The sequence below is a fragment of the Micromonospora sp. CNZ285 genome (assembly GCF_004637285.1).
This window is the reverse complement of record NZ_SPQD01000001.1, coordinates 6,113,929-6,134,903: the sequence shown is the minus strand read 5'-3', so window position 1 is coordinate 6,134,903 and position 20,975 is coordinate 6,113,929. Positions and strand designations below refer to the sequence as shown.

Sequence of the window (20,975 nt, the reverse complement as noted above, 5' to 3'; positions counted from 1 at the left end):
CCGGACGCGCTCACGCCTCGGCGATACGCGGACCGCGCGGCACCCAGCCGATGAACCGGTCCTGGAGCGCGGTGACCGGCACGGAGCGCAGGTCCTGCGTCGCCGCGGCGAGGCAGGACCCGAGATAGACGCTCAACGACGCCCGGTCCACCTGGTACTCGCGCAGCAGGTGGTGACGTTTCGTGGCACAGGGCCACTCGTCACCGCACGAGCCGCAGGTCCAGTCCGGGGTCACCGGGACGTGCTCGCCGCCGGGACTCCCCGGAACCTCCGCGCCAGGCGTCATCGGCCGCTCCTTCCGAGTCAGGAATGGTGAAGATGGACCGGTTGCCTCCCCGCAACGTTCCTTCAGCGCCGCAGCACGCCCAAGCGTTACGGTACGTTCACCGCGTGTCCCCGTCATCCACCGCTCGTGCGTGATCTGCTCCCGGCCACTGTCGCCATCGCGGTGGCCGGCCCGGCCGACTGGACCGCTGAGCTGCTCCCGGCCGAACTGAGCGCCCTCGGCGAACGCGCGGTCCCCGGCCGTCGCCGCGACTTCACCGCCGGCCGCGTCTGCGCCCGCCGGGCGCTCGCCGCGCTCGGCCTGCCCGCCACGCCGGTACCCGCCGGCGCCGACCGGGCCCCGATCTGGCCGCCCGGCGTGGTCGGCGCGATCACCCACACCCGCGACTACTGCGCCGCGGCCGCCGCCCGGGCCGCCGACGTGCGCGCCGTCGGCATCGACGCCGAGCGCTACCGGCCGCTCTCTCCGGGGGTACGCCGGAAGGTGTGCCGCCCCGACGAGGAGGCGGACCTGGCCCGGCTGCCGGCCGGCACGCCCTGGCCGACGGTGTTGTTCAGCGCGAAGGAGACCGTCTACAAGGTCTGGCACCCGCTGGTCGGCACGTGGCTGGGCTTCGCCGACGCGCGCGTCACGCTGGACCCGGACGCGGGCACGTTCCACGCCGAGATCGCGCCGGCCCGGCTCGCCGCCGCCCCGGTGCCCGATCCGCCGCCGGCGGTGACCGGACGGTTCGCCGTGGACGACGACCTGGTCCGCACCGCGGCCGTCCTGCCACATCGATGAGGCACTACCGGCCGGCTTGTGCCCGGCTTGTACCGTCGTTCCGACGGAAAATCCCGAAGGCGCCCCAAGGAGTACGGTGAGCCACCCTCAGCCTCCGTCCGGTTCACCGGACCCGAACCAGCAGCCGCCGGAACCGCCGACTCAGGCGTTCCCCACCGCACCGATGCCGCCGGTGCCGGACAGCCCGTACGCGCCGCCGCCCGCTCCGACCTCGGGCGCGCCGCAGCCGCCGGCCTCCGGGGTGCCGTATCCGCCGCAGCCGGGTCCGGGCGAGCAGTACCCGCCGCCGGGCAGCGAGTACCCGCCGCCGGGTTCCGAGTACCAGCAGCCGGGAGCCGCGTACCTGCCGCCGGGTTCCGAGTACCAGCAGCCGGGAGCCGCGTACCAGCCGCCGGGCTCCGAATACCAGCAGCCGGGTGGGGCGTACCAGCAGCCGGGCGCGTATCCGCCGCCGGGCGGTTACCCGCCGCCGGGTGGTGGGGCGTACCCGCCACCGCCGGGAGCGCCGTTCGGGCCGCCGGCGAAGAAGTCGAACAAGAACGTCTGGATCACGATCGGCATCGTCGCCGTGATCCTGCTGCTGCTGTGCTGCGGTGGCGGCATCTTCGCCGTCTACAGCGGCGCGAAGAAGACCCAGGATGCGATCGACTCGCTGCCCACCCCGGGCGTCACCTACGGCCAGCCGACGGCTGACGCCCCGACGGGCGCTCCCGCCGACACGCCGCAGCCGGGCAACACCGACGACAAGACGTTCAACATGCCGGCCGGCGACAAGCTGGTCGTCAACGACGACCGCGGCACCATCGAGATCACCGTCGGCAACTTCCGGACCCGGAACGCCGCCTGCAGCGAGGTCATGCCCGGACCGAAGAACGGCATGTTCCTGATCGCCGACGTGACCGCCGAGATCACCAAGGGCACCGGCTCGATCAACCCGTTCTACTTCACCTGGGTCGCCGCGGACGGCACCGAGGAAAGCGGCATCGGCGGCGCCTTCTCCGGTTGCGGCAAGCTGATGACCTCGGGCACCAACCTGCCCGTGGGTTCCAAGCGCAGCGGCCAGCTCATCTTCGACGTGAAGGACCAGAACGGCGTCGTCGAGTACCGGCACCTCTTCCGTCCCGCCGGGTCCTGGAAGCCCTGACCCACCCGTGAGGTGCTGCGGGGCCGGTCCACGTCGGACCGGCCCCGCGATCACTCTGACGACACCGGCGGGTCGTTGCGGCGTTTCCCTGCGCGTGACGGCTCGGGTCGCCAGGCTTGGAGCATGGCGAACGAGACGACGATCCCGCTGCTGCCGTGCCGGTCCCTGGACGACGTGGCGCCCTTCTACCAGGCCCTCGGCTTCGAGGTCACGTACCGGCAGGAGCGCCCGAACCCGTACCTGACGCTGCGGCGGGAGGATCTCCACCTGCACTTCTTCGGGATGCCGCAGTTCGATCCCGCCGACTCGTACGGCTCCTGCCTGGTCGTGGTGGACGACCTGGTCGACATCCACCGCGCCTTCGCCGACGGCATGCGGTCCACATACGGCAAGGTGCTCGTCTCCGGCGTACCCCGGATGACCCGGCCCCGGCCCCGCCGCAACCAGGAGGGCCACTTCGGGTTCAGCATCGTCGACCCCGGCGGCAACTGGATCCGGTTCGTCGGCCGGGCCACCCCGCCGGAGACCGACGACAGGGGTGGGCTGGCCCGTACGCTGCGCAACGCGGTGGTGCAGGCCGACTCGCGCGGCAATCCGACGCAGGCCGCGCGGATCCTCGACGGCGCGCTCGCCCGCCCGGAGGCCGCCGACGACCCGGCCGTCCACGTGGAGGCACTGGTCTACCGGGCGGAGCTGGCGCTGCAACTCGACGAGCCGGAGTCCGCGCGGGAGTTGGTGCGGCAGGCGCGCTCGATCCCGCTGGACGACGGTTCACGCGACGCGCTGGCCGACACGATGCGGCACGCCGAGGACCTGCTCACCGCCCTGCCGCCCGCGTGACCGCACGACGGTCCGGTGGCGGCGGTTTGCCGTCCCGGGCAGCGGGGACGCGACGCGGCAGGCGGCGAGCGCCGCCACGCGACGATCCGGGGAGGCGGCATGAGCGTCGAGCGCGCGAAGAACGACCTGGAGGACCTGGCCGGTCCGGCCCGGGCGCGGCTCGGTGACCTGAACCAGGACGAACACGCCGAAGCGGACCGGGTACGCGAACAGGACGAGATCCGGGGCAAGCGACCCGGCGAGCACATCCAGGCGGACGCCCGCGACGCCGACGACGACTTCTCCGCCTGACCCCGTCCCGCCGGGGATCTGAGGCCGGACGATCGGCGAGCGTGCGTGCGTTGTCGGGGGTGGTTCCTATCCTGGGGCGATGCTTCTCACCGACGTCACCGGGTCCTGGGCGGGCACAAACGGCTTCCGGTTGATGCCCGCCGACCCGCTCGCCGAGTCGCCGGTTGCGCTCACCGTCGCCACCGCGGCCGGCGGGCACCTGTCCACCGTGTCGTATTCGTGGAGCCACCCCGACGACGGCCCGCAGGACGGCCTGCTGGTGATCGCCGCCGGTGACCGGCCGGGCTCGCTCGTCGCCTGGTGGGGCGACTCGTGGCACCAGCAGCCGACACCGATGACGCTCACCGGCGCGACGGGCGGCGCGGCGGCGGTCGAGCTGACCGCCGGGTACGGCGGCGGCTGGGAGTGGCGGATCGTCCTCGACACCGCCGACCCGGCCGTCCTGCGGCTGCGGATGGAGAACGTGGTCCCCGCCGACCAGGCCGGGCCCGGCACACCGGCCGGGCCGTACCCCGCGATGCTCACCGAGGTGCGCCGGGCCTGAGCCCGATCAGGCGTCGAGGATCTCCCGCAGCCGGCGCGCGAACGCCTCCGGCTGCCCGGCCTGGCCCATCTCCTCGCCGAGGAACCCGCCGTGGTGGCTCGGGAAGACCGCGGGCTGTCCGCCGAGCAGCTCGGCGGTGGCCACCGACGTCCGCGCGGTGAGCGTCTCCGCCGACTCCTCGCCCACCGCGATCACCACGCGGGTGGGCGCGGCGCGCAGCGCGTCGGCGTCCGGCCGGAAGACGGTGACGGCCGCGGACCGGTCGGAGAGCAGCGGGTCGTCCCGGTTGCCGTCGTCCTCGGCCGGCATCCCGAACGCGGCCGGGTCCGGCGCGGGCTGGGCGAAGTAGTCGTCTGTGAACTCGCCCCGCCACGACGTCATGACGATGAACGCCGCCATGCCGGCGCCCCAGCCGTTCCTCCGGTACGCCTCCTGGCAGGCGGCCATCGCCCGGCCGGCCGCCTCGGCGTCGGGGAGCAGCGTGACCAGCGGCGGCTCGTGCGCCACGAGCGTGGTCACCACGTCCGGGTACGCGGCCACCAGGGCGAGCGCGGTCACCGCGCCGCCGCTGCTGGCGAACATGTCGACCGGGCCCATGCCGAGGGCGTCGACGATGTCGCGGACGTCCCGGGCCTGCACCTCGGGCAGCGAGTCGTTCCGGCCGTCCTTGCGGACGCTGCGGCCGAGACCGCGCGGGTCGTACGTGATGACGGTGCGGTCCGGGAAGTACGACGCGAGCGTGGTGAAGCCGTCGGCGCACATCGGCTGGCCGATCATGAACAGAGGGCGGTGCCCGGCCTCGGCCGCCTCGGGGGCGTGTACGTCGTAGACCAGGTCGACCTCGGGCGTCTGGAGAGTGAGCGTCTTCATGCCTCTGTCGACCGGCGCCGGCCCCGGAAATCATCGGTCCGGCGGAAACCCGTGCCGGGCGCGGCTCGCGGCGGTGTCGACGCCCACCGCCGCGAGCCGTGCCGTCGCGGTCAGCTCACCGTGCCGGTGACGGTGCTGCCGGACTTGGTGACGTAGTAGGTCAGCTTCGTGCCGCTCCAGAAGTGGAACGTCAGCGTGACCCGCTGGCCGTCGTTCACCTCGGCGAAGAACTCCGGCTTCAACGCGATCGTGTTGCCGGTGTAGTTCGGCGCGAACGTCACGTCGAACTCCTTGTACGAGGTCCAGTTGTGCGGTCCGGCGTTGCTGCCGTCGGCGTACTTCGCCTCCATCGTGGCGAGCTGGTCGCCGCGGTACTGCGCCGGGAGCGTGAACGCGGCGGTGGTGCCGGTCGAGTTGGAGAGCACCGGCGGGTCGTACGTGATGATGCTGATCCGCCACGGCACGCCCGCGGAGAAGCGGGCCTGGAGGTTGGCGTTCACCCCGTACGCGCGGGAGCCGACGAGCCGGGTCAGCGCCGACGCGGTGAGCGTCAGGGTGCTGCCGGAGACCGTGTAGTCGGTGCCGTTCACCAGGTCGGTGGTGCCCTGGCGCAGCCCCTGGAACGTGGTGCCGTTCAGGTTGAGCGTCAGGCTCTTGGCGGTGATCGAGCCGGTACGCGGCACGTACACCTGGTCGCTGGACGCGGTGCCGGAGCGGGTCGTCCAGCTCGACTTGATCTGCGCGAACAGCTCGGGGTCCTTCCACACGAAGGACGTCCGGTCGAAGTGCTGGCCGTTGTCCCAGAGCTGGGTGGTCAGCTTGCGGCTGCGCGCGTAGTGGCCGAGGAACTCGAAGAACTTCAGCTTCTCGCCCTGCTCGATGGTGCCGGTGTGCCGGTCGAAGCCGAGCAGCCCGTACTCACCGATGATCACCGGGATGTTGCGGGTGACGAAGGCGTTGTAGACGCGGTCGAACTGGTCGGTCAGGTCCTGCTGGACCGTCGCGTCGAACCGGGTGCCGCCGGCGACGTTCACGCTGAACGGCCAGTACCCGTAGAAGTGCACGGTGGCGATCAGGTTCGGGTCGTTGAGCGTGTTGAACGTGCTGACCAGCTCGTCCACCCGGGCCTGCTCGGCGGAGGTGTGCAGGGTCGGCAGGACCAGCAGCCGGGTGGCGTTGCCGCCGCCGGACTGGCGGACGATGCGGTGGAACGAGGTGTTCAGCTCGTTGAGCAGCGTGGCGTTCTGCGCGTCGCCGGAGCTGCCGGTGAACTGCGGCTCGTTGACGCTCTCGAAGGTCAGCTTCGGCGACGAGTCCTTGAACGCGGCGGCGATCTGCGTCCAGAGCGCGTTGTAGCGGTTCAGCACGCCTGCGCGGTCGGTGGGCATCGTGTTGATCCACTGCCACGAGTCGTGGTGGATGTTGAGCACCACGTAGAAGCCGTCGGCGAGCGCCCAGCCGACCACCTCGCGTACCCGGTTCAGCCAGGCCGCGTCGATCGTGTAGTTCGGCGCGGCGCCGTGGTGGTTGCTCCAGGTCACCGGGATGCGGATGCTGTTGAAGCCCTGCGCCCGGACGTTGTCGAGCAGCGCCTCGGTGACCCGCGGGTTGCCCCACGCGGTCTCGTCCGCGCCGACCGCGTCGAAGGAGTTGCCGAGGTTCCAGCCGGGCTGCATGGCGGCGACAGCGGCCATGGCGTTGCCTGCGGGCGGCGGGGTCGTGGGCGGTGGCGTGGTGGGCGGCGGGGTGGTCGGGGGCGGCGTGGTCGGCGGGGGCGTGGTGGTCGGCGGCGGGGTGGTTCCGCCGACGCCGCCGGTGCAGGCCACACCGTTGAGCGAGAACGCGGTGGGCGCGGTGTTCGCGCCGGACCAGGAGCCGTTGAAGCCGAACGAGACGCTGCCGTTCGTGGCGATGGCGCCGTTGTAGCCGACGTTCGTGGCGGTGACGTCGGCGCCGGAGGAGGTGACCGTGGCGCTCCACGCCTGGGTGACCCGCTGGCCGGACGGGAACGTCCAGCGCAGGTTCCAGCCGTTTATCGGGTCGCCGAGGTTGGTCACGTCGACGTTCGCGGTGAAGCCGCCGGGCCACTGGCTGGCGGTCGTGTAGGTGACGCGGCAGCCGGCCGCCGCCTGGGCGTTCGTCGCCATCACGGCGGTGCCTGTCACGAGTGCGGCGGCGGTCGCGGCGACCAGGCCGACCCGCAATCGGGCGGTACGGGGAGAGCGGAACATGGTGGTTCCTTCGTGGTGGGGTGGGGCGCGTGGACGGGGAAGGCGGGGCGCGCACCCGCCCAGCGCGAGAGTAAGTTTGGATTCCAAACATTGTCAATCGGCAGACGTGGATGCAGTAGCCCGGCGGGGCATCAGGCGGCCGGCGGCGTCTCGACAGTGAGGTGCGCCGACAGCGCGCGCAGGAAGTTCGGCGCGTCGAAGATCCGCCCGGCCGACGCGACACCGGTCGCCCGCGTCCGCCCGGTCAGGATCCGGTGGACCGCCTCGACCGCGAGCGGCGCGCTGATCGCGTAGATGTCCTGCCCGTGGGCCACCACCCGCCGCCGCACGTCACCCGCGCGCACCACCACGTCGACGGTGAACGTCTGCGCCGACCGGCCACGCTCGTCCACAGCGGCCGGCGCGTCCCCAGCGGCCAGGTCCCCCGCCGCGTTCACGGTCATGTACGTGCACACCTCCGGGATGTCCAGGTGACTCGGCACCGTGACCACGTCGGCCATGGTGAACTCGCCGAGCACCGGCCGGACACCCAGCGGCGGCGGGAACTCCCAGTCCAGGCGGGGCAGGTCGCCGTCGGCGTACACCAGGCGCCCGTCGGTGAAGCGGACCCGCCGGCCGTCGCGGCGCTCGCGCGAGACGACGCCGGAGGCGACCGTCCCGGCCGTCGGGTGCCAGCTGCTCAGCCCGTACGCGACGTGTGCCTCGTCGGCCGCCGTCCAGTCCCCCATCGCGGCGGTGACCAGCAGGTCGCCGAGCCCGCCGAAGAACGCCATGGCGGGCACCACCGCGACTCCGGCAGCCTCGGCACGCTCGGCGTAGTGGGCGAACGTGTCCCGGTTCGCCTCGATCTCGGCCGCCACGTCGACGTAGGGGATCCCCGCTCGCACCGCGGCCTCGATCAGCGGACCCGCGGTCGAGGCGAACGGACCGGCGCAGTTGACCACCGCCGCCGCCCCGGCCAGCGCCCGATCCAGCGAGGCCGGGTCGTCCACCGACGCCACCCGCTGCTCCTCCCCCGGGAACGCGGCCGACAGCTTGCCCGCGTCGCGCCCGACCGGCAGCGGCTCGTAACCCCGCTCCCGCAGCTCCGCCACCACGAACCGCCCGGTGTGCCCGTACGCCCCGAACACCGCCACCTGCATGATGCTCTCCCTCGAAGATCGACTGAACTGATCCTCGCCGGGATCCGAGGGCCGGGACAGTGGCGCAAACGCCAATGCCCGTACAGTTTCGGACATGACCCTGATGGCGCTCGCCGCCACCGACGGGATGCTGCACTTCGAGCTGGCGGCGGCGTGCGAGATCTTCGTGCGCGACCCGACCGGCCTGGCCGACCCCTGGTACGACCTGGTGCTCTGCGGCCCCGGCCCGGTCGGCGTCGGCCGGTTCGCGGTCACGCCCGACCACGGGCTGGACCACCTCGCCCGCGCCCACACGGTGATCGTCCCGGCGATCGAGGACACCGACGCCGAGCCGCCGTCCGACCTGGTCGACGCGGTCCGCGCCGCGCACGAGGCGGGCGCACGGATGGTCTCGTTCTGCACCGGCGCGTTCGTGCTCGCCGCCGCCGGCATTCTCGACGGGCTGCGCGCCACTACCCACTGGGCACACACCGACGCGCTGGCCGCGCGCTACCCGCGCGTCCAGGTCGACCCGGACGTGCTCTACGTGGACAACGGCGACGTGCTCGCCTCCGCCGGCAAGGCCGCCGCGATCGACCTGTGCCTGCACCTGATCCGCCGCGACCACGGCTCGACAGTCGCCAACGCCGTCGCCCGCCGCCTGGTGGTGCCGCCGCACCGCGCGGGCGGCCAGGCCCAGTACGTCACCACCCCGGTCCCGGCCCGCGAGGACCACCCGCTCGCCGCGCTGCTCCCCTGGGCGATGGCGCGGCTGGACCGCCCGCTCACGGTCGCCGATCTCGCCCGCCAGGCCAGCATGAGCACCCGCACCCTGGTCCGCCACTTCACCGCCGCGACCGGCGCCACGCCGTCGCAGTGGCTGGCCACGCAGCGCATCCGGCGGGCGCAGGAGCTGCTGGAGAACACCGACGACGGCATCGACGCCGTCGCCGAGGCATCAGGCATGGGTACGGCGACGACGCTGCGCCGACACTTCCAGCGCACCGTCGGCGTACCGCCGGACACCTACCGCCGCACGTTCCGCCGCGGCTGACCGGTTGACGGGCGGTTGTAGCGTCGGCCGCCCGACCACCGGGAGCAGACCATGACGGAGCAGGTACGGGTGCCCGACGACGGCGCCGGCGGCAGCGAGTTCTTCCGGTTCGCGGGCACCTACAACGGCTACGAACTCCACGGCGGCTTCGAGCCGCTCGCTGCCGTCGCGCAGACGGTGCGGGAACGGTGGGAACGGACCGGCCGGCTCGGCGACGACGTGGACGAGTTGCGCGCCTGCCTGTTCTTCGAGGCCCGCGCGTTCCGCCACGGCGGCTATGGTCGGTTCGACCACCAGCCGATCGTCGCCGCGCTCGTGGTACGCATCCGCGCCCTCTCCGGCGGTTTCGTGCCACCGAAGGGGACTGTCGCCTGACACTCGCGGCACGGGGGAAGATGTGTTCGACGTGATCGTGGTCGGCGGTGGGCCGACCGGCATGATGCTGGCGAGCGAACTGCGCCTTCAGGGCGTCGGCGTGCTCGTGCTGGAGCGGGACGCCGAGCCGCCGCCGTACGTGCGCTCGCTCGGGCTGCACGTCCGCAGCATCGAGGTGATGGACCAGCGCGGGCTGCTGGAGCGGTTCCTGGAACACGGCGGCACGCATCCGATCCGGGGATTCTTCGCCGGCATCGACAAGCCCGCGCCCGCCGACCTGGACACCGCTCACCCGTACGTCCTCGGCATCCCGCAGACGCTCACCGACCGGCTGCTCGCCGACCACGCCGCCGAGGTCGGCGCCGAGATCCGGCGCGGCAGTGCGGTGACCGGGCTGGAGCAGGACGACGACGGCGTGACGGTCCACCTCGACGACGCGAGCGTGCCGCCGCTGCGGGCACGGTTCGTGGTCGGCTGCGACGGCGGGCGCAGCACCGTCCGCAAGCTGCTCGGCGTCGGCTTCCCCGGCGAGCCGTCGACGATCGACACTCTGCTCGGCGAGATGGAGGTGACAGCGCCGCCGGACGAGATCACCGCGATCATGACCGAGGTACGCCGCACCGAGAAGCGGTTCGGGCTCGGACCGACCGGGAAGCCCGGCGTGTTCCGGGTGGTCGTACCGGCGGCCGACGTCACATCGGTGCCGCCGACACTCGACGACGTCAAACGGCAACTGACCGCGTACGCGGGCACCGACTTCGGCGTGCACTCCCCCCGCTGGCTGTCCCGCTTCGGCGACGCGACCCGCCTGGCCGAGCACTACCGGGTCGGGCGGGTCTTCCTGGCCGGCGACGCCGCGCACGTCCACCCGCCGCTCGGCGGGCAGGGGCTCAACCTGGGCATCCAGGACGCGTTCAACCTGGGGTGGAAGCTGGCGGCGACGGTGAACGGCTGGGCTCCGGACGGCCTGCTCGACACCTACGAGTCCGAGCGGCGCCCAGTCGCCGCCGACGTGCTGACGAACACCCGCGCGCAGATGCTGCTGACCACGAACGAGCCCGGACCGCAGGCGGTACGGCAGGTGCTGGCGCAGCTCATGGACTTCGACGAGGTCAACCGCTTCCTGATCGAGAAGGTCACCGCGATCAGCGTGCGGTACGACGTCGGCGAGGGACATGACCTGCTCGGGCGGCGGCTGCGCGACGTACCGCTGCGGGAGGGACGCCTGTACGAGCTGATGCGTACCGGCGGCGGGTTGTTGCTCGACGGGACCGGGAAGCTGTCGGTGGACGGCTGGGCCGACCGGGTCGGGCTCGTCGCCGGCACCGGCGACGAGCTGGACGTGCCGGCGGTGTTGTTGCGGCCGGACGGGCACGCGGTCTGGGTGGGTGACGATCAGCAGGCGCTGGAGGATGCGCTGACCAGATGGTTCGGTGGCGCGACGAGGTGAGCTGCCGCCGAACGCCCGAGGGCGTTCAGGGTCCGGTCGTCTGGTAGCTGCGGAGCGCGGCTTCGGCGAGTCGGGGAAGATGATCGTCGCCGCCGGGCTCGTTGCCCTGCTCATGAACGGTCACCAGGGTGGTGCCGGTCCGGACGAGGATGCTGTCCCATTCCAAGGTGATCGATCCGGAATTCGTGCTGGAGTCGACGCGCATGCTCTCGTCCCCCAGTCGCGGCCCCGGTACCACCGCGAAACGGTAGCTGCCTCCGTCCTGGCTCGCTGACGCGACGGTGGGGCACCGGCCGATGAGCGTCCGCAGGTCCGCCATCGCCTCTCGGGCGCCGTCGTCGGCGTACGTCCTGAGGACTTCGTTCGCCACCCACGGGTAGTCGGGGCCCTCGGCGGAGCTGACTGTGGCAGCGGCCATCGCCGACGGAGTACCGGTCAGCCGGCTGGCCGACAACAGCGGAATCAGGTCCGCACAGGGCACCTCGGGGCCGGGGCGCTGCCGGCCCGCATCCGGGGCCATGCCCGTCGCGATCTGCACGGTGAACCCCGGTGGCAGCGCGTCAGTGGTCACCAGCCGCGCCGACAACGACGCGGAGTAGCCGGCGCCGCCGGTCGCCGGAATCGCGGACGGCTGCCCGGTGGTGGGCGTGCCGTTCGCCTGGGCCGTGGCGGGGACGGCTTCGTCCGCCGCACGATCCGCCGGATCAGGAGTCGAGGGTCCGCACGCGGCCACCACGCAGACCGCGCCCGCCGCGCCCAACCTTCGCAGCACCATCCTGAGCACCGGGCAGACTCCATCCGTCGTACGGGAGGCGTCAGGCTACCAACCGACGTGGCTCCGATCGGCCGCCCGGCTGCGAGCCGACTGCCGGACGGGCCCGGGCGCATCCGCGCTCCCCTATGCTGCGCCGCGTGACGGTTCTGATGATCTACAACGGCGACACGGCGCCAGACGCGCCCGGCACGCGTACCGGTGGTGTTCCGCTCGTGCCCGCGGGCTTCGACTGGCCACTGTGCGGCGAGTGCGACGGGCCGATGCAGTTCCTGGCTCAGGTCCGGCTCGACGACATCGACGCGGCCGACAACGAACACCTGTCGGTCTTCATGTGCCAGAACGATCCGGGCCTGTGCGACGAGTGGGATGCGACAGCCGGCGGCAATCGCGCGTTCGTCTTCCCTTCCGGGGCGCTGGCTCCGTCCGCCGTGCCCTCCGGCGACACCGTCCTGGCCGCCGAGACGTCCGCCGTCACGTACGCGCCGATGCAGGACTCCGGCGGCTACGACGAGGCGCGCGAACGCTGGCGCAGTGAGTCCGGCCGACCGCTGCGAGACGTCCTCGGGCAGCTCGGCGGACTGCCGGCGTGGCTCCAGTTCGACCAGACGCCTACCTGTCCCGCCTGCGCCCTGCCCATGTCGTTCGTCGTCCAGCTTGAGGAGGGCCACGATCACCGCACCGGCTTCAACTTCGGGGGCGGTGGCTGCGGGTACGGATTCCGCTGCCGGCCGTGCTCGACGGCGGCGTTCCTGTGGCAACAGTGACCTGCTTTTCAGGCTTGACGAACGGCATTGGTAAGCCGTAGCTTACCGTTCGTGGGCACTTACCGAACCGAGGACGGGTGGGACGCCCTGGGCGACCCGACGCGGCGGGCGATCATCGCGTGTCTCGCGGAGCAGCCGCGGGCGGTCGGCGAGCTGGCCGCGGTGCTGCCGGTCAGCCGGCCGGCGGTGTCGCAGCATCTGCGGGTGCTGAAGGACGCCGGCCTCGTGACGGACCGCACGGCGGGCACGAAGCGTGTCTACCGGCTCAATCCCGCCGGCGTGGCCGCCCTACGAGATCAGCTCGACACCTACTGGAGCCGCGCGTTGGACGGCTTCAAGGACGTCGCCGAGCGCCCTGACGAGGAGGAATCATGAGTGGAACGGATGCGGTGGTACAGCGGCAGATCGTGGTCGACGCGCCGGTCGAGCGCGCCTTCGCGGTGTTCACGGAGCGGTTCGGCGACTTCAAGCCGAAGGAGCACAACCTGCTGTCGTCGCCGATCGCGGAGACGGTGTTCGAGCCGAAGGTCGGTGGACACATCTACGACCGCGCCGAGGACGGCAGCGAGTGCGCCTGGGCGCGCATCCTCGTCTTCGAGCCGCCGGACCGGCTCGTCTTCAGCTGGGACATCAGCCCGGCATGGCAGCTCGAACAGGATCTGGACAACGCCAGCGAGGTCGAGGTCCGGTTCGTCGCCGAGACACCGCAGCGCACCCGGGTCGAGTTGGAGCACCGCAACCTGGACCGGCACGGTCCGGGTTGGGAGTCGGTTCGTGACGGCGTCGGCCACGATCAGGGCTGGCCGCTGTACCTGAACCGCTACGCCGGCCTGTTCACCGAGGCGAGATAACGCCGGAGGCGACTCGTTGAGGATCTCGCATGACGCCTTCGGTCAGCTTCGCCTCGCCCAATTCCTGGCGGTGGAAGACCTGGAGGAGCTTCGCGGCTGGGAGTACCTGGGGCGTCGCTGGGTCGGGGAGGCGTCCGGCTTCACCGAGTGGCTTCGTCTTGAATCGGCTCCCGGCGTGACGCGTTCGGTAGCGATCGACCTCGCGGCCCTGCCGGAGGCGACGGCTCAGCGCATGATCGACGCGCTCGGACTCCCCCTCCGAGCAGGGATGGATCGACAAGACATCACCGGCGTCTTCGGCAGGCCCACCGGCACGGAGAGATTCGTACGGGATCGAGTCACACTCATCTTCCACGTCGGCACCGCCGATCCCTACGAACTGAGCTGCACCGTGCACGAGGAGCACGGGCTGATCCACCTCACGCTGCACCCCACGCCGTTGCCGCAAGAGCCGACGGCGGCGCAATAAGCTCCCGATCGTGCACGGATTCACCGACGTCGACCGGCAGTCAGACCCGGAATCGTGGGTCGGCGTGCTCGACCGCCTCACCGACGAGCCCTTCTACCAGGCTTATCAGCACCGGGTCCGCGAGCTGCTCCATCCGGTGCCCGGCCGGCGCTACCTCGATGTCGGTGCGGGCACCGGGGCGAGCGCGGTCCGCCTCCGAGACGAACACGACGCCGGCGTGGTGACAGTGGACCGCGCCGTCACCATGGCTGCCGCCATGCAGGCGCGCGGCTTGACGCAATGCGCCGTGGCCGACGCCCACCGGCTGCCGTTCCTCGACGACTCCTTCGACGGTGCCTGGTCCGACCGCACCGTGCAACATCTCGCCGAGCCCCACGCCGCGATCGGGGAGCTCGTCAGGGTCGTCCGGCCGGGTGGCCGCATCGTCCTCGCGGACCCCGACTACGACACGCAGGTGCTCGACATCTCCGACCAGGATCTGGCGCGACGTGTGCTGCGGTTCCGGGCGGACCTCCTCCTCCGCAACGGCACCCTGGCCCACCGGCACGCCGGCATTCTCGCCATGCTCGGTCTGGCCGGCATCACCGTCGAGCCCCGAACGCTGCTGGTTCGCGACCCGGCCGCCGCCGACAACGTTCTGGGCCTGCGCAGCTGGGCTGCCACAGCGGCTCAGCGCGGCGTACTCGAACCCGGCGAAGCTCGCGCGTTCGAAGACCAGTTCGACCATGCCGTCGACGCGGGCCGGTTCACCTACGCTGTCACGTTCTTCCTCACCGCGGCCACCGTCACCTGAGACGGAGGGCACTGGCAGACTGCCGCCATGCCGTCCGAACCGCCGTCGTGGACCATCAAGCACTTCTCGCAGGCCAACCCGGTGGGCCCGGGCCAGGACAGCGTGCCGGCGTTACTACGCCGCATCGCCGAGAGCATCGAACAGCGGCCGGGCATCGAGGTCCAAGACGTCGTCGTACAGAACGAGATCACTGCCGACGGTGACTGGTGGTCGGCCACCGTCTACTTCCACGAGCCCCAGTGATCGTGGTCGACCCGGCGCTGGTTTGCGACGAACGTGCCGGCGCACGACGTTCTCGTCCGGAGCAGTGAGCGGGCCGACACCTGTCGGGGTGTAGGCAGGCGGGATGCCGGGTACCTCGCGCCCTACCCCTTACCCCTGCTCAGGAGGACCTCATGACCGTCGTACTCGCCGTTGTCTGCAAGGACGGGGTGGTGATCGGCGCGGACTCCCAGATCACCGAGAGCGACCGCGGTCTGAGCTTCCCCGCCCAGAAGCTGCACCCGCTGGGCGACTGCGCCGCCTGGGGCGGCAGCGGCGCGCGGGGAGTACTCAACGACCTTCGCCCCCTCCTCCAGGACTCGGCCACCGCCATCCTCGAAGCACCCGACATCGGCGACGAGTTGCAGGAGCGCGTCTTGCCCGTCTTCAAGAAGCACTACGAGAACTACATCCCGGACGTGCCGGGCGAGGGCGCCGGCGGCGGGGTGTCGGCGTACCTGCTCGCGGCCGGCTACAGCCAGGGCGGGCCGTGGATCGTGGAGATCAACCCCAACGGGCTGATCGGCCGCTACGAGGACGTGGGCTTCCATGCCATCGGCTCCGGCGCGCCCATGGCCCAGCAGGCCGGCGCGCTGCTGTCCCACTTCCGGATGACCACGCGCACCGTCGAGTACGGCGTGGTGGGCGTGGTACGGGTGCTGGAGGCCCTGGAGCGGACCTCGCCGTCGGTCGGCGGGCCGTTCAGCGTCGCGTGCATCCGCGAGGAGGGCGCCCACCACCTCGACGAGAAGGAGATCGCCAAGGCGCTGAAGGACGCCGAGCGCTGGCGCGACCTCGAACAGAAGGCGCTCGACGACCTGTTCGACTGACGCCGGGCGTGTTGGGTGGCCGGAGCCGGAACGCCGGCGGAGCAACGGCCGCGCGCGCCCAGGTGGTGGCGCGTGCGGCCCGTTCAGGGCCGCCTTGACAACGTGACGAAGTCCCTCGCCCGTCGACCGGGAGCCGGCCTACCTGCTCAATCTCACGGGCGGCGTTGGTCTTGGGAGGCCAGAGAAATCAATCTGGCTGCTACGTCCGCGAGATCGCCGAAGCCGCTGACGGTTTGCAGCAGGCCACGGGCCCGGTAGTAGGCGCGCAACGGCTCGATCTGCGCCTGGTGGTTCTCCTGTGAATGCGTGTACATGAGTAGGAGTTCCTGGCGTCGCACGGCGACCTCGGGATCAAGTTCGATCCGTCGCTCTACCCGGCGCTGAACGGCGAGGTGGAGTTGGTCCTCGGTCAGGACGAGTTCGATCACCGTGTCGGGAACATGGCCGCTCCGGGTCAGCAACTCGGCCTGACGGATCTTGCGAGGGAAGTCGTACAGCACCCAGCTACCGTCGACGTCGGCTAGCGCGTCGGCGACGGCTCTGACCATCAGCTCATCGGTGACGAGCTGTCCGGCCTGCATATAACCGTTCGCCTCTTCGCCCAGCGGAGTCCGCTGCTGCACGTGCTGGCGGAAGACATTGCCTGCGCTGACGACATGCAGGCCGCAGGCGTCTGCCAGAGCCGACGCAGCGGAAGCCAGATCGACGACCGGCCCGCCGATGAGGGCCACGTTGGGCATGTGCGCTCCCATGTTGTGCGCCGAAGAGCCAAGCTAGCAGCACGCGCGACACCTCACGTGAGACGCGGAGGCGACGTGCGGCTGGGCGAGCAGCCCGGTGAGCCGTCCCGCACAAGATCAAAAAAGGCCGTCTCCGACTGGCGGAAACGGCCTTTGAACTGGGTGGAGCTGAGGGGATTTGAACCCCTTACACCTTCTGCGGGCAGAGATCGTCGCGAGTCGAGCACTCCTACGGCGCAACCTGCACAACCGTCCTCAAGACCTCTCGACGTTTTACACGGCTTGTCGCTCTGATTTGTGCCGGATCTGTGCCCGATGATCTTCGCGACAGGGGCTCGCCTCAGCTCTGCCGTCGGCGGCCACCACGACCGCTTGACCCCCAGAGATCGGCAGCCAGGTTCCGTCCGACGGCCACCGCTGGCCGGTGGTCCGGTACCGCTCCTAGCCGCTCTGCTTAGTCCGGCCGGTTGCTGTACTTTGCTGCTATACCGCTCCGCCGACCTGCGGTCATGCTGGCCGGCTATTTCTTAAAGAGCCCGATGACGCTGACCACAGTGCCAACCACGAAGCTCAGGGTGGCGATCTTTGCTTGACCTCCGGTCCAAAGTCCTTCGGTCTTCTGACGCCACCCCAGGGACCACCACTCGCGCCCCAGCTTCTGCCACTTGTGCTGCCGGAGGTGGCACCCCAGGATCAACCCAGTTGAGTTGTTGCGGCAGAACTCAACGACGCTGCCGCGCTTCCGGTTGATCGCGCCGCAGTACACCGGAGCCTGGAAGAGGACGAAGAAGAGCAGAAGGCCCAGAAGCACCGCGTATGTGGCCGGACCAAACCTGGCGCTGCCCAGGGATAGGAGGAGCACGGCCAAGACCGCGTAACCCCAGTACTGCCAAAGCTTTGACTTACCGCGGGACGCCATGTCGCAGACGGTACTGACGTCTGTGCGGAACGTGAATATCTTCCAAGCGTCGATGATCTGACAGACACAAACACTTCTAGCGGTATTGATCGAGGTCGGGGCGTAGTCGCTCAAGCAGGACGATCATGGCCTTGAGCTGCCGCTACACCTGCCATGGGCGGTCATCGATGGTCGTCGTTGGCTCTCGTTCGACGGCCTGGACAGGACATGATCTTGCAGGGCTAGCGACCGGAGATGCGAGGGGATCTGGACTCCATAGGCCCGCTGCAGGCAGGGCTGCGACCCCACCCCTCACCCACGGAGCACCCTCCATGACTCACCGTGCAACACATGCGGCGAAAGGTGTTGCCTCGGTAGGCAACACTCGCTAGCATCGGAGAGTGGTCGAGAAGGGTGATGCGCGCAGCCTCCTTCGCGAACTGCGTGAGTCGCAAGGCCGGAGCCTGCGGGCGGCCGCCTCCGACCTGAGCGTGACCGCTTCATACCTTTCCCGACTGGAGCGTGGAGAGCGAGGTTACTCGGAGGAGCTTAGAGAGCGCATCTCCTCCTATTACGGCCTATCCCCAGAGCAGTTGGCTCTCATGGAAGGGGTGGTGCCGGTGGACGTGATTGAGATCCTCAAGGAACATCCAGAAGAAATAACCAGATTGCGCCGCAAATACGGCGAGCGGTAGACGGGAGATCTTCCTGGTGTCCTCCCCCACACAGGACGATGCTATACAGCAACTGCTGCTTGGTCAGATCTATGGGCAACACCGCCCGTCTGACCTTATTGGACGCGGCAACTTCGGTTACGTGTTCGCCACGGAGTCCGAGAAGACACGGCCGCCAGTCGCGTTGAAGGTACTTGACCCCTTCCATAAAGATCCCACCGCCGTAATGGAATTCGAGGACGAAGGAGCAATTCTTCGAAAACTGGCTGGCAGTTCTGGAATTGTTCAGCTCCACGACTCAAACTCGATACAAATCGAAGTGCAAGCGAGCGGAATTCCGATCCAGTTGCCGGTTAGGTACCACGTACTTGACCAGGCCGAGGGATGCCTAGTCGAGTTCGTTAGAGACGACAGCATGCGGAGCCGCCTTTCCTGGCCCGACAGGCTGCGCCTCTGGCGCAGCGTCATCTTGGGCGTTCACCAAATGCATTTGAAGAAGTGCGCCCACCGCGACCTCAAGTGTGACAACTGCCTGCTATTCACGGGGCCAGAAAGACAATTGATTTGCAGGGTGGCGGACCTTGGGAGGGCTCGTGATTTCGCGAGGCCGCCGCGACTCGGCCCAGAGCAGTACATGTTGGGACGGGGAGATTTGAGGTGCGCGGCACCAGAACATCTCACCTGGCAGGGTAGAGATGACTGGCACTCCTACAAGCTGGCGGACATCTATGGACTCGGCTCGGTGCTTTACGAATTGGTAATGGGCCAACCAATCACGGCGGTAGCGTTGGGGCCGAGCCGCTCGATTATTCAGGTGACTCGCAGTGAGGCCGCGAACGGAAGATTCGCTGACCTCGCCTCTATGCGCCCGCGCTTCGCCAGCGCAATTGCCTCGCTGGAAAAGACCGCTCCCCCAGCACTCCGCGATCGACTTTCGGACTTGATGCTCCAAATTTGCTCGCCGGTCCCAGAAGAACGCCTCCCAAAGGTATCACTCGGACGGAGGGGAGACTTTGGAAACGGCCTGCTCTGGCTACTTAATCGGGTAGACATCCTGGGGAAGATAGTTTCGGTACAGACGAGAACCCCGCGGTATCGAGCAGGGAAGGTTAAAGCATGACACTCTCCACCATCCTCGACGCGGGACCACACATTACGTTGGGTGGCGGAACTGCGGCCGCCCGCAAGCCTGGTTTCTCGGACCGAGAAGCAGATAGGCTTCCGGTAGGCCGGCGGGTGAATCGCGACCAAGAAGACGACCACTTGGCGGATGCGACGGCCCGCTTTGAGGCAACTGCCAAGTTCAACCTGTCCGTCGAAGTTGCCGAGGCGAGCAGCACGGACTCGGTAACCTCTCACGCCAGAGTGGCCGGTGCGGCTTACCTGGCGGGCGACAACAAGCTCGCAGTCTCTAGCGCGTGCCGGGCCCTCCAACTTGCAACCGAGCTTGACGCGACTGCGTTGCCCTACTCGATCGCCTCTATCCGGGCGGCGGCTTCCGTGCTCCTGGGGTTGAATCTGGCGGCTGACCTAAACCAACTACTCGCCAACGTCCCGGCGGACTCAGCGCTGGTCGAACTTCGCGCCACAGCATTCATCGAGGATGGCAGGTTCGATGATGCCTTGATTCTGCTCGAATCGGCCGAGCAGGACCAGGCACCCGGGATTTCGGCTTTGCTCGGATACATCTGGCTCGTACGGGGAGAACACCACCGAGCAGTCTCCGAGCTCAGAAGGGCTTGCCGACGCGACGCAAGCGACATTGACTCTGTAATGAATCTTGCTGTTGCCTGCTGGCGGATCGGCTCGGCCAAGAAGGCAATAAAGTTCAGCCGCCAGGCTGTCGCCCTTGCGCCTCACAGGAAAGACACCACCCTAGCGCTTCTGAACTTCTTGGTCGGCGCCCGACACTTCGATGCCGCCTGCAATGAACTCAAGAGGCTCCACGATAAAAACGTGAGGGATCTGCCTGAGCTCGCCGCCATCCAAGCCCAAATCGCCTACGCGCAAGGCGACATGCGTAGAGCCGGGGTCGGATTCTCCGCCGCCGCCGAGCTGGCCGCTAGGGATGGCCGTGCTGATCTCGCCGCGGAGCTGCGAGGGAACGCGATAATCGTAGACCTCAACAGGGGGAAGATCAGCTTGGAGGATGCTCGGGATCGCATCCGCCAGTATATACAGGGCTTCCCCAAGAACATCCCACTGGTAACCATTCTTGCTGACCTAACGTACAAGAGGTCCGATGCGGCTGAAGTCCAAGAGCTAGCAGACAAGATCACGAAGCCTAACGACGGAGCTGCTGAGCGAGGACTACTTGCTCGCCTCGCATTCCTCAACCTCCGCTTCGAGGAGGCGATGGAACGAGCCGTTCAATGGGCAAACAATGATCCCTTCAATGATTCGGCGGCGACCATTGCCGTCCACCTGCTCGGTCATTGGACCGAGGATTGGCCGGCTGCCAGCAAGCTCGGCTCGGATGCAATCAAACGTACTGGATGCAGCAGTGGCCTCGCGAATATCACTGCGTACGCGCTGGCACTAGCCGGCCAAGGAGATGCAGGGCTTAGGCTCCTAGCCTGCACTGGAGAGCTGGACTACGTCCGAACGGCAACGAAGGGACTTTGCCTCCTTTCCAAGGGCGACATCCAGGAAGGGATGGCTCTGTATCGGGCTGCTGCCGAGTTGGCGGACATTGAGAGACCGGATGGCACTGGACGAGCTCTCATGACTCAGTATCAAGCTATGGCGTTGAGGCGTCTTCCTGTCATCGAGGGTCGGGACCGCCTTGAGATTCAAGCTACTGCCTTGCCCGATGTGGAGTTGCCCAGCGATTGGGAGGACCGAGTTGACTTCCTCTTCCTGAAGACGGTCGCAGCTCGCAACGGCTGGGAGTGGCCCGTGCACGTCTGATCTTCAAAGGTGGCTACCTGA

The 20,975-nt window shown here is 69.1% G+C and carries 25 protein-coding genes; 18 read left to right on the top strand and 7 right to left on the bottom strand.

All coding sequences use genetic code 11. The features are described 5' to 3' along the window. Positions 1-10: 10 nt before the first annotated feature. On the bottom strand, positions 11-286 hold the full coding sequence (locus CLT75_RS28425; protein ID WP_135243238.1) for a hypothetical protein: 276 nt from the start codon (positions 284-286) through the stop codon (positions 11-13). A gap of 126 nt (positions 287-412) precedes the next feature. On the opposite strand from CLT75_RS28425, the gene CLT75_RS28420 reads away from it, so the two are divergent. The 5 genes from CLT75_RS28420 to CLT75_RS28400 all read left to right on the top strand — a co-directional run bounded on the left by CLT75_RS28420 (position 413) and on the right by CLT75_RS28400 (position 3,888). Next, positions 413-1,069 (top strand): 4'-phosphopantetheinyl transferase superfamily protein, encoded by a 657-nt coding sequence (locus CLT75_RS28420; RefSeq protein WP_167796981.1) that lies wholly within the window; start codon positions 413-415, stop codon positions 1,067-1,069. 76 nt (positions 1,070-1,145) lie between these two features. Then, positions 1,146-2,213 (top strand): hypothetical protein, encoded by a 1,068-nt coding sequence (locus tag CLT75_RS28415; RefSeq protein WP_135243237.1) that lies wholly within the window; start codon positions 1,146-1,148, stop codon positions 2,211-2,213. A 123-nt stretch (positions 2,214-2,336) separates the two neighbouring features. Then, a complete protein-coding gene (locus tag CLT75_RS28410; protein ID WP_135243236.1) occupies positions 2,337-3,053 on the top strand; it encodes a VOC family protein in 717 nt (238 codons plus the stop codon). A 99-nt stretch (positions 3,054-3,152) separates the two neighbouring features. Then, complete coding sequence (locus CLT75_RS28405; RefSeq protein WP_013283933.1) at positions 3,153-3,344, top strand: hypothetical protein; 192 nt, start codon at positions 3,153-3,155, stop codon at positions 3,342-3,344. 79 nt (positions 3,345-3,423) lie between these two features. Beyond that, positions 3,424-3,888, top strand: coding sequence for a hypothetical protein (locus CLT75_RS28400; RefSeq protein WP_135243235.1), 465 nt, complete (start codon positions 3,424-3,426; stop codon positions 3,886-3,888). Between the two features lie 6 nt (positions 3,889-3,894). Here the strand turns inward: CLT75_RS28400 and CLT75_RS28395 are convergent, their stop codons facing one another. From CLT75_RS28395 to CLT75_RS28385, 3 genes are all read right to left on the bottom strand, one after another. Next, entirely contained in the window at positions 3,895-4,758 is an 864-nt protein-coding gene (locus CLT75_RS28395) for an alpha/beta fold hydrolase (RefSeq protein WP_135243234.1), read from the bottom strand. Between the two features lie 110 nt (positions 4,759-4,868). Then, the gene (locus CLT75_RS28390; RefSeq protein WP_135243233.1) at positions 4,869-6,989 is read right to left on the bottom strand and encodes a cellulase family glycosylhydrolase; all 2,121 of its coding nucleotides are present in this window, start codon (positions 6,987-6,989) and stop codon (positions 4,869-4,871) included. Between the two features lie 131 nt (positions 6,990-7,120). Further along, positions 7,121-8,131: a saccharopine dehydrogenase NADP-binding domain-containing protein gene (locus CLT75_RS28385; protein WP_135243232.1), complete on the bottom strand. Its 1,011-nt coding sequence runs from the start codon at positions 8,129-8,131 to the stop codon at positions 7,121-7,123. Between the two features lie 94 nt (positions 8,132-8,225). On the opposite strand from CLT75_RS28385, the gene CLT75_RS28380 reads away from it, so the two are divergent. From CLT75_RS28380 to rox, 3 genes are read left to right on the top strand one after another with little or no spacing between them, the layout of a single operon-like run. After that, a complete protein-coding gene (locus tag CLT75_RS28380) occupies positions 8,226-9,164 on the top strand; it encodes a helix-turn-helix domain-containing protein (protein ID WP_135243231.1) in 939 nt (312 codons plus the stop codon). A gap of 51 nt (positions 9,165-9,215) precedes the next feature. Beyond that, positions 9,216-9,539: a hypothetical protein gene (locus CLT75_RS28375; RefSeq protein WP_135243230.1), complete on the top strand. Its 324-nt coding sequence runs from the start codon at positions 9,216-9,218 to the stop codon at positions 9,537-9,539. A gap of 22 nt (positions 9,540-9,561) precedes the next feature. Continuing rightward, entirely contained in the window at positions 9,562-10,989 is a 1,428-nt protein-coding gene (gene rox / locus CLT75_RS28370) for a rifampin monooxygenase (RefSeq protein WP_135243229.1), read from the top strand. Positions 10,990-11,014: 25 nt separating this feature from the next. On the opposite strand, the gene CLT75_RS28365 is transcribed toward rox, so the two are convergent. Beyond that, the gene (locus CLT75_RS28365; RefSeq protein ID WP_135243228.1) at positions 11,015-11,773 is read right to left on the bottom strand and encodes a hypothetical protein; all 759 of its coding nucleotides are present in this window, start codon (positions 11,771-11,773) and stop codon (positions 11,015-11,017) included. A gap of 116 nt (positions 11,774-11,889) precedes the next feature. Here CLT75_RS28365 and CLT75_RS28360 point away from each other — a divergent pair, with 116 nt between their 5' ends. The 7 genes from CLT75_RS28360 to CLT75_RS28330 all read left to right on the top strand — a co-directional run bounded on the left by CLT75_RS28360 (position 11,890) and on the right by CLT75_RS28330 (position 15,732). After that, the gene (locus CLT75_RS28360) at positions 11,890-12,528 is read left to right on the top strand and encodes a YwqG family protein (protein ID WP_486485291.1); all 639 of its coding nucleotides are present in this window, start codon (positions 11,890-11,892) and stop codon (positions 12,526-12,528) included. A gap of 27 nt (positions 12,529-12,555) precedes the next feature. After that, complete coding sequence (locus CLT75_RS28355; protein WP_013473924.1) at positions 12,556-12,903, top strand: ArsR/SmtB family transcription factor; 348 nt, start codon at positions 12,556-12,558, stop codon at positions 12,901-12,903. Then, complete coding sequence (locus CLT75_RS28350) at positions 12,900-13,379, top strand: SRPBCC family protein (protein WP_135243227.1); 480 nt, start codon at positions 12,900-12,902, stop codon at positions 13,377-13,379. Before CLT75_RS28355 ends, CLT75_RS28350 begins: the two co-directional genes overlap by 4 nt. Positions 13,380-13,395: 16 nt before the next feature. Next, complete coding sequence (locus CLT75_RS28345; RefSeq protein WP_135243226.1) at positions 13,396-13,848, top strand: hypothetical protein; 453 nt, start codon at positions 13,396-13,398, stop codon at positions 13,846-13,848. A 10-nt stretch (positions 13,849-13,858) separates the two neighbouring features. Beyond that, entirely contained in the window at positions 13,859-14,641 is a 783-nt protein-coding gene (locus tag CLT75_RS28340) for a methyltransferase domain-containing protein (RefSeq protein WP_135243225.1), read from the top strand. A gap of 27 nt (positions 14,642-14,668) precedes the next feature. Next, entirely contained in the window at positions 14,669-14,884 is a 216-nt protein-coding gene (locus CLT75_RS28335) for a hypothetical protein (protein ID WP_135243224.1), read from the top strand. A gap of 152 nt (positions 14,885-15,036) precedes the next feature. Then, positions 15,037-15,732, top strand: coding sequence for a proteasome protein (locus CLT75_RS28330; protein WP_135243223.1), 696 nt, complete (start codon positions 15,037-15,039; stop codon positions 15,730-15,732). Between the two features lie 152 nt (positions 15,733-15,884). Here CLT75_RS28330 and CLT75_RS28325 read toward each other — a convergent pair whose 3' ends face one another. Together CLT75_RS28325 and CLT75_RS28320 are read right to left on the bottom strand one after the other, a co-directional pair. After that, positions 15,885-16,472 (bottom strand): nucleoside monophosphate kinase, encoded by a 588-nt coding sequence (locus CLT75_RS28325; protein WP_167796980.1) that lies wholly within the window; start codon positions 16,470-16,472, stop codon positions 15,885-15,887. 520 nt (positions 16,473-16,992) lie between these two features. Next, a complete protein-coding gene (locus CLT75_RS28320) occupies positions 16,993-17,505 on the bottom strand; it encodes a hypothetical protein (protein WP_486485290.1) in 513 nt (170 codons plus the stop codon). A gap of 266 nt (positions 17,506-17,771) precedes the next feature. On the opposite strand from CLT75_RS28320, the gene CLT75_RS28315 reads away from it, so the two are divergent. The 3 genes from CLT75_RS28315 to CLT75_RS28305 are packed head-to-tail and all read left to right on the top strand — an operon-like array spanning position 17,772 to position 20,954. Continuing rightward, positions 17,772-18,065: a helix-turn-helix domain-containing protein gene (locus CLT75_RS28315; RefSeq protein WP_135243221.1), complete on the top strand. Its 294-nt coding sequence runs from the start codon at positions 17,772-17,774 to the stop codon at positions 18,063-18,065. 16 nt (positions 18,066-18,081) lie between these two features. Next, positions 18,082-19,164 carry a protein kinase family protein gene (locus CLT75_RS28310; protein WP_167796979.1) on the top strand — a complete coding sequence of 361 codons (1,083 nt, stop codon included), beginning with the start codon at positions 18,082-18,084 and terminating at the stop codon, positions 19,162-19,164. Further along, entirely contained in the window at positions 19,161-20,954 is a 1,794-nt protein-coding gene (locus CLT75_RS28305; RefSeq protein WP_135243219.1) for a tetratricopeptide repeat protein, read from the top strand. The genes CLT75_RS28310 and CLT75_RS28305 overlap by 4 nt, the downstream gene beginning before the upstream one ends. Positions 20,955-20,975: the final 21 nt, after the last annotated feature.

Coding starts and splice junctions, on each gene's coding strand:
- CLT75_RS28425 (WP_135243238.1), bottom strand. CDS start 286: ATGACGCCTGGCGCGGAGGTTCCGGGGAGTCCCGGCGGCGAGCACGTC.
- CLT75_RS28410 (WP_135243236.1), top strand. CDS start 2,337: ATGGCGAACGAGACGACGATCCCGCTGCTGCCGTGCCGGTCCCTGGAC.
- CLT75_RS28405 (WP_013283933.1), top strand. CDS start 3,153: ATGAGCGTCGAGCGCGCGAAGAACGACCTGGAGGACCTGGCCGGTCCG.
- CLT75_RS28400 (WP_135243235.1), top strand. CDS start 3,424: ATGCTTCTCACCGACGTCACCGGGTCCTGGGCGGGCACAAACGGCTTC.
- CLT75_RS28395 (WP_135243234.1), bottom strand. CDS start 4,758: ATGAAGACGCTCACTCTCCAGACGCCCGAGGTCGACCTGGTCTACGAC.
- CLT75_RS28390 (WP_135243233.1), bottom strand. CDS start 6,989: ATGTTCCGCTCTCCCCGTACCGCCCGATTGCGGGTCGGCCTGGTCGCC.
- CLT75_RS28385 (WP_135243232.1), bottom strand. CDS start 8,131: ATGCAGGTGGCGGTGTTCGGGGCGTACGGGCACACCGGGCGGTTCGTG.
- CLT75_RS28380 (WP_135243231.1), top strand. CDS start 8,226: ATGACCCTGATGGCGCTCGCCGCCACCGACGGGATGCTGCACTTCGAG.
- CLT75_RS28375 (WP_135243230.1), top strand. CDS start 9,216: ATGACGGAGCAGGTACGGGTGCCCGACGACGGCGCCGGCGGCAGCGAG.
- CLT75_RS28360 (WP_486485291.1), top strand. CDS start 11,890: ATGCTGCGCCGCGTGACGGTTCTGATGATCTACAACGGCGACACGGCG.
- CLT75_RS28350 (WP_135243227.1), top strand. CDS start 12,900: ATGAGTGGAACGGATGCGGTGGTACAGCGGCAGATCGTGGTCGACGCG.
- CLT75_RS28335 (WP_135243224.1), top strand. CDS start 14,669: ATGCCGTCCGAACCGCCGTCGTGGACCATCAAGCACTTCTCGCAGGCC.
- CLT75_RS28330 (WP_135243223.1), top strand. CDS start 15,037: ATGACCGTCGTACTCGCCGTTGTCTGCAAGGACGGGGTGGTGATCGGC.
- CLT75_RS28325 (WP_167796980.1), bottom strand. CDS start 16,472: ATGCCCAACGTGGCCCTCATCGGCGGGCCGGTCGTCGATCTGGCTTCC.
- CLT75_RS28305 (WP_135243219.1), top strand. CDS start 19,161: ATGACACTCTCCACCATCCTCGACGCGGGACCACACATTACGTTGGGT.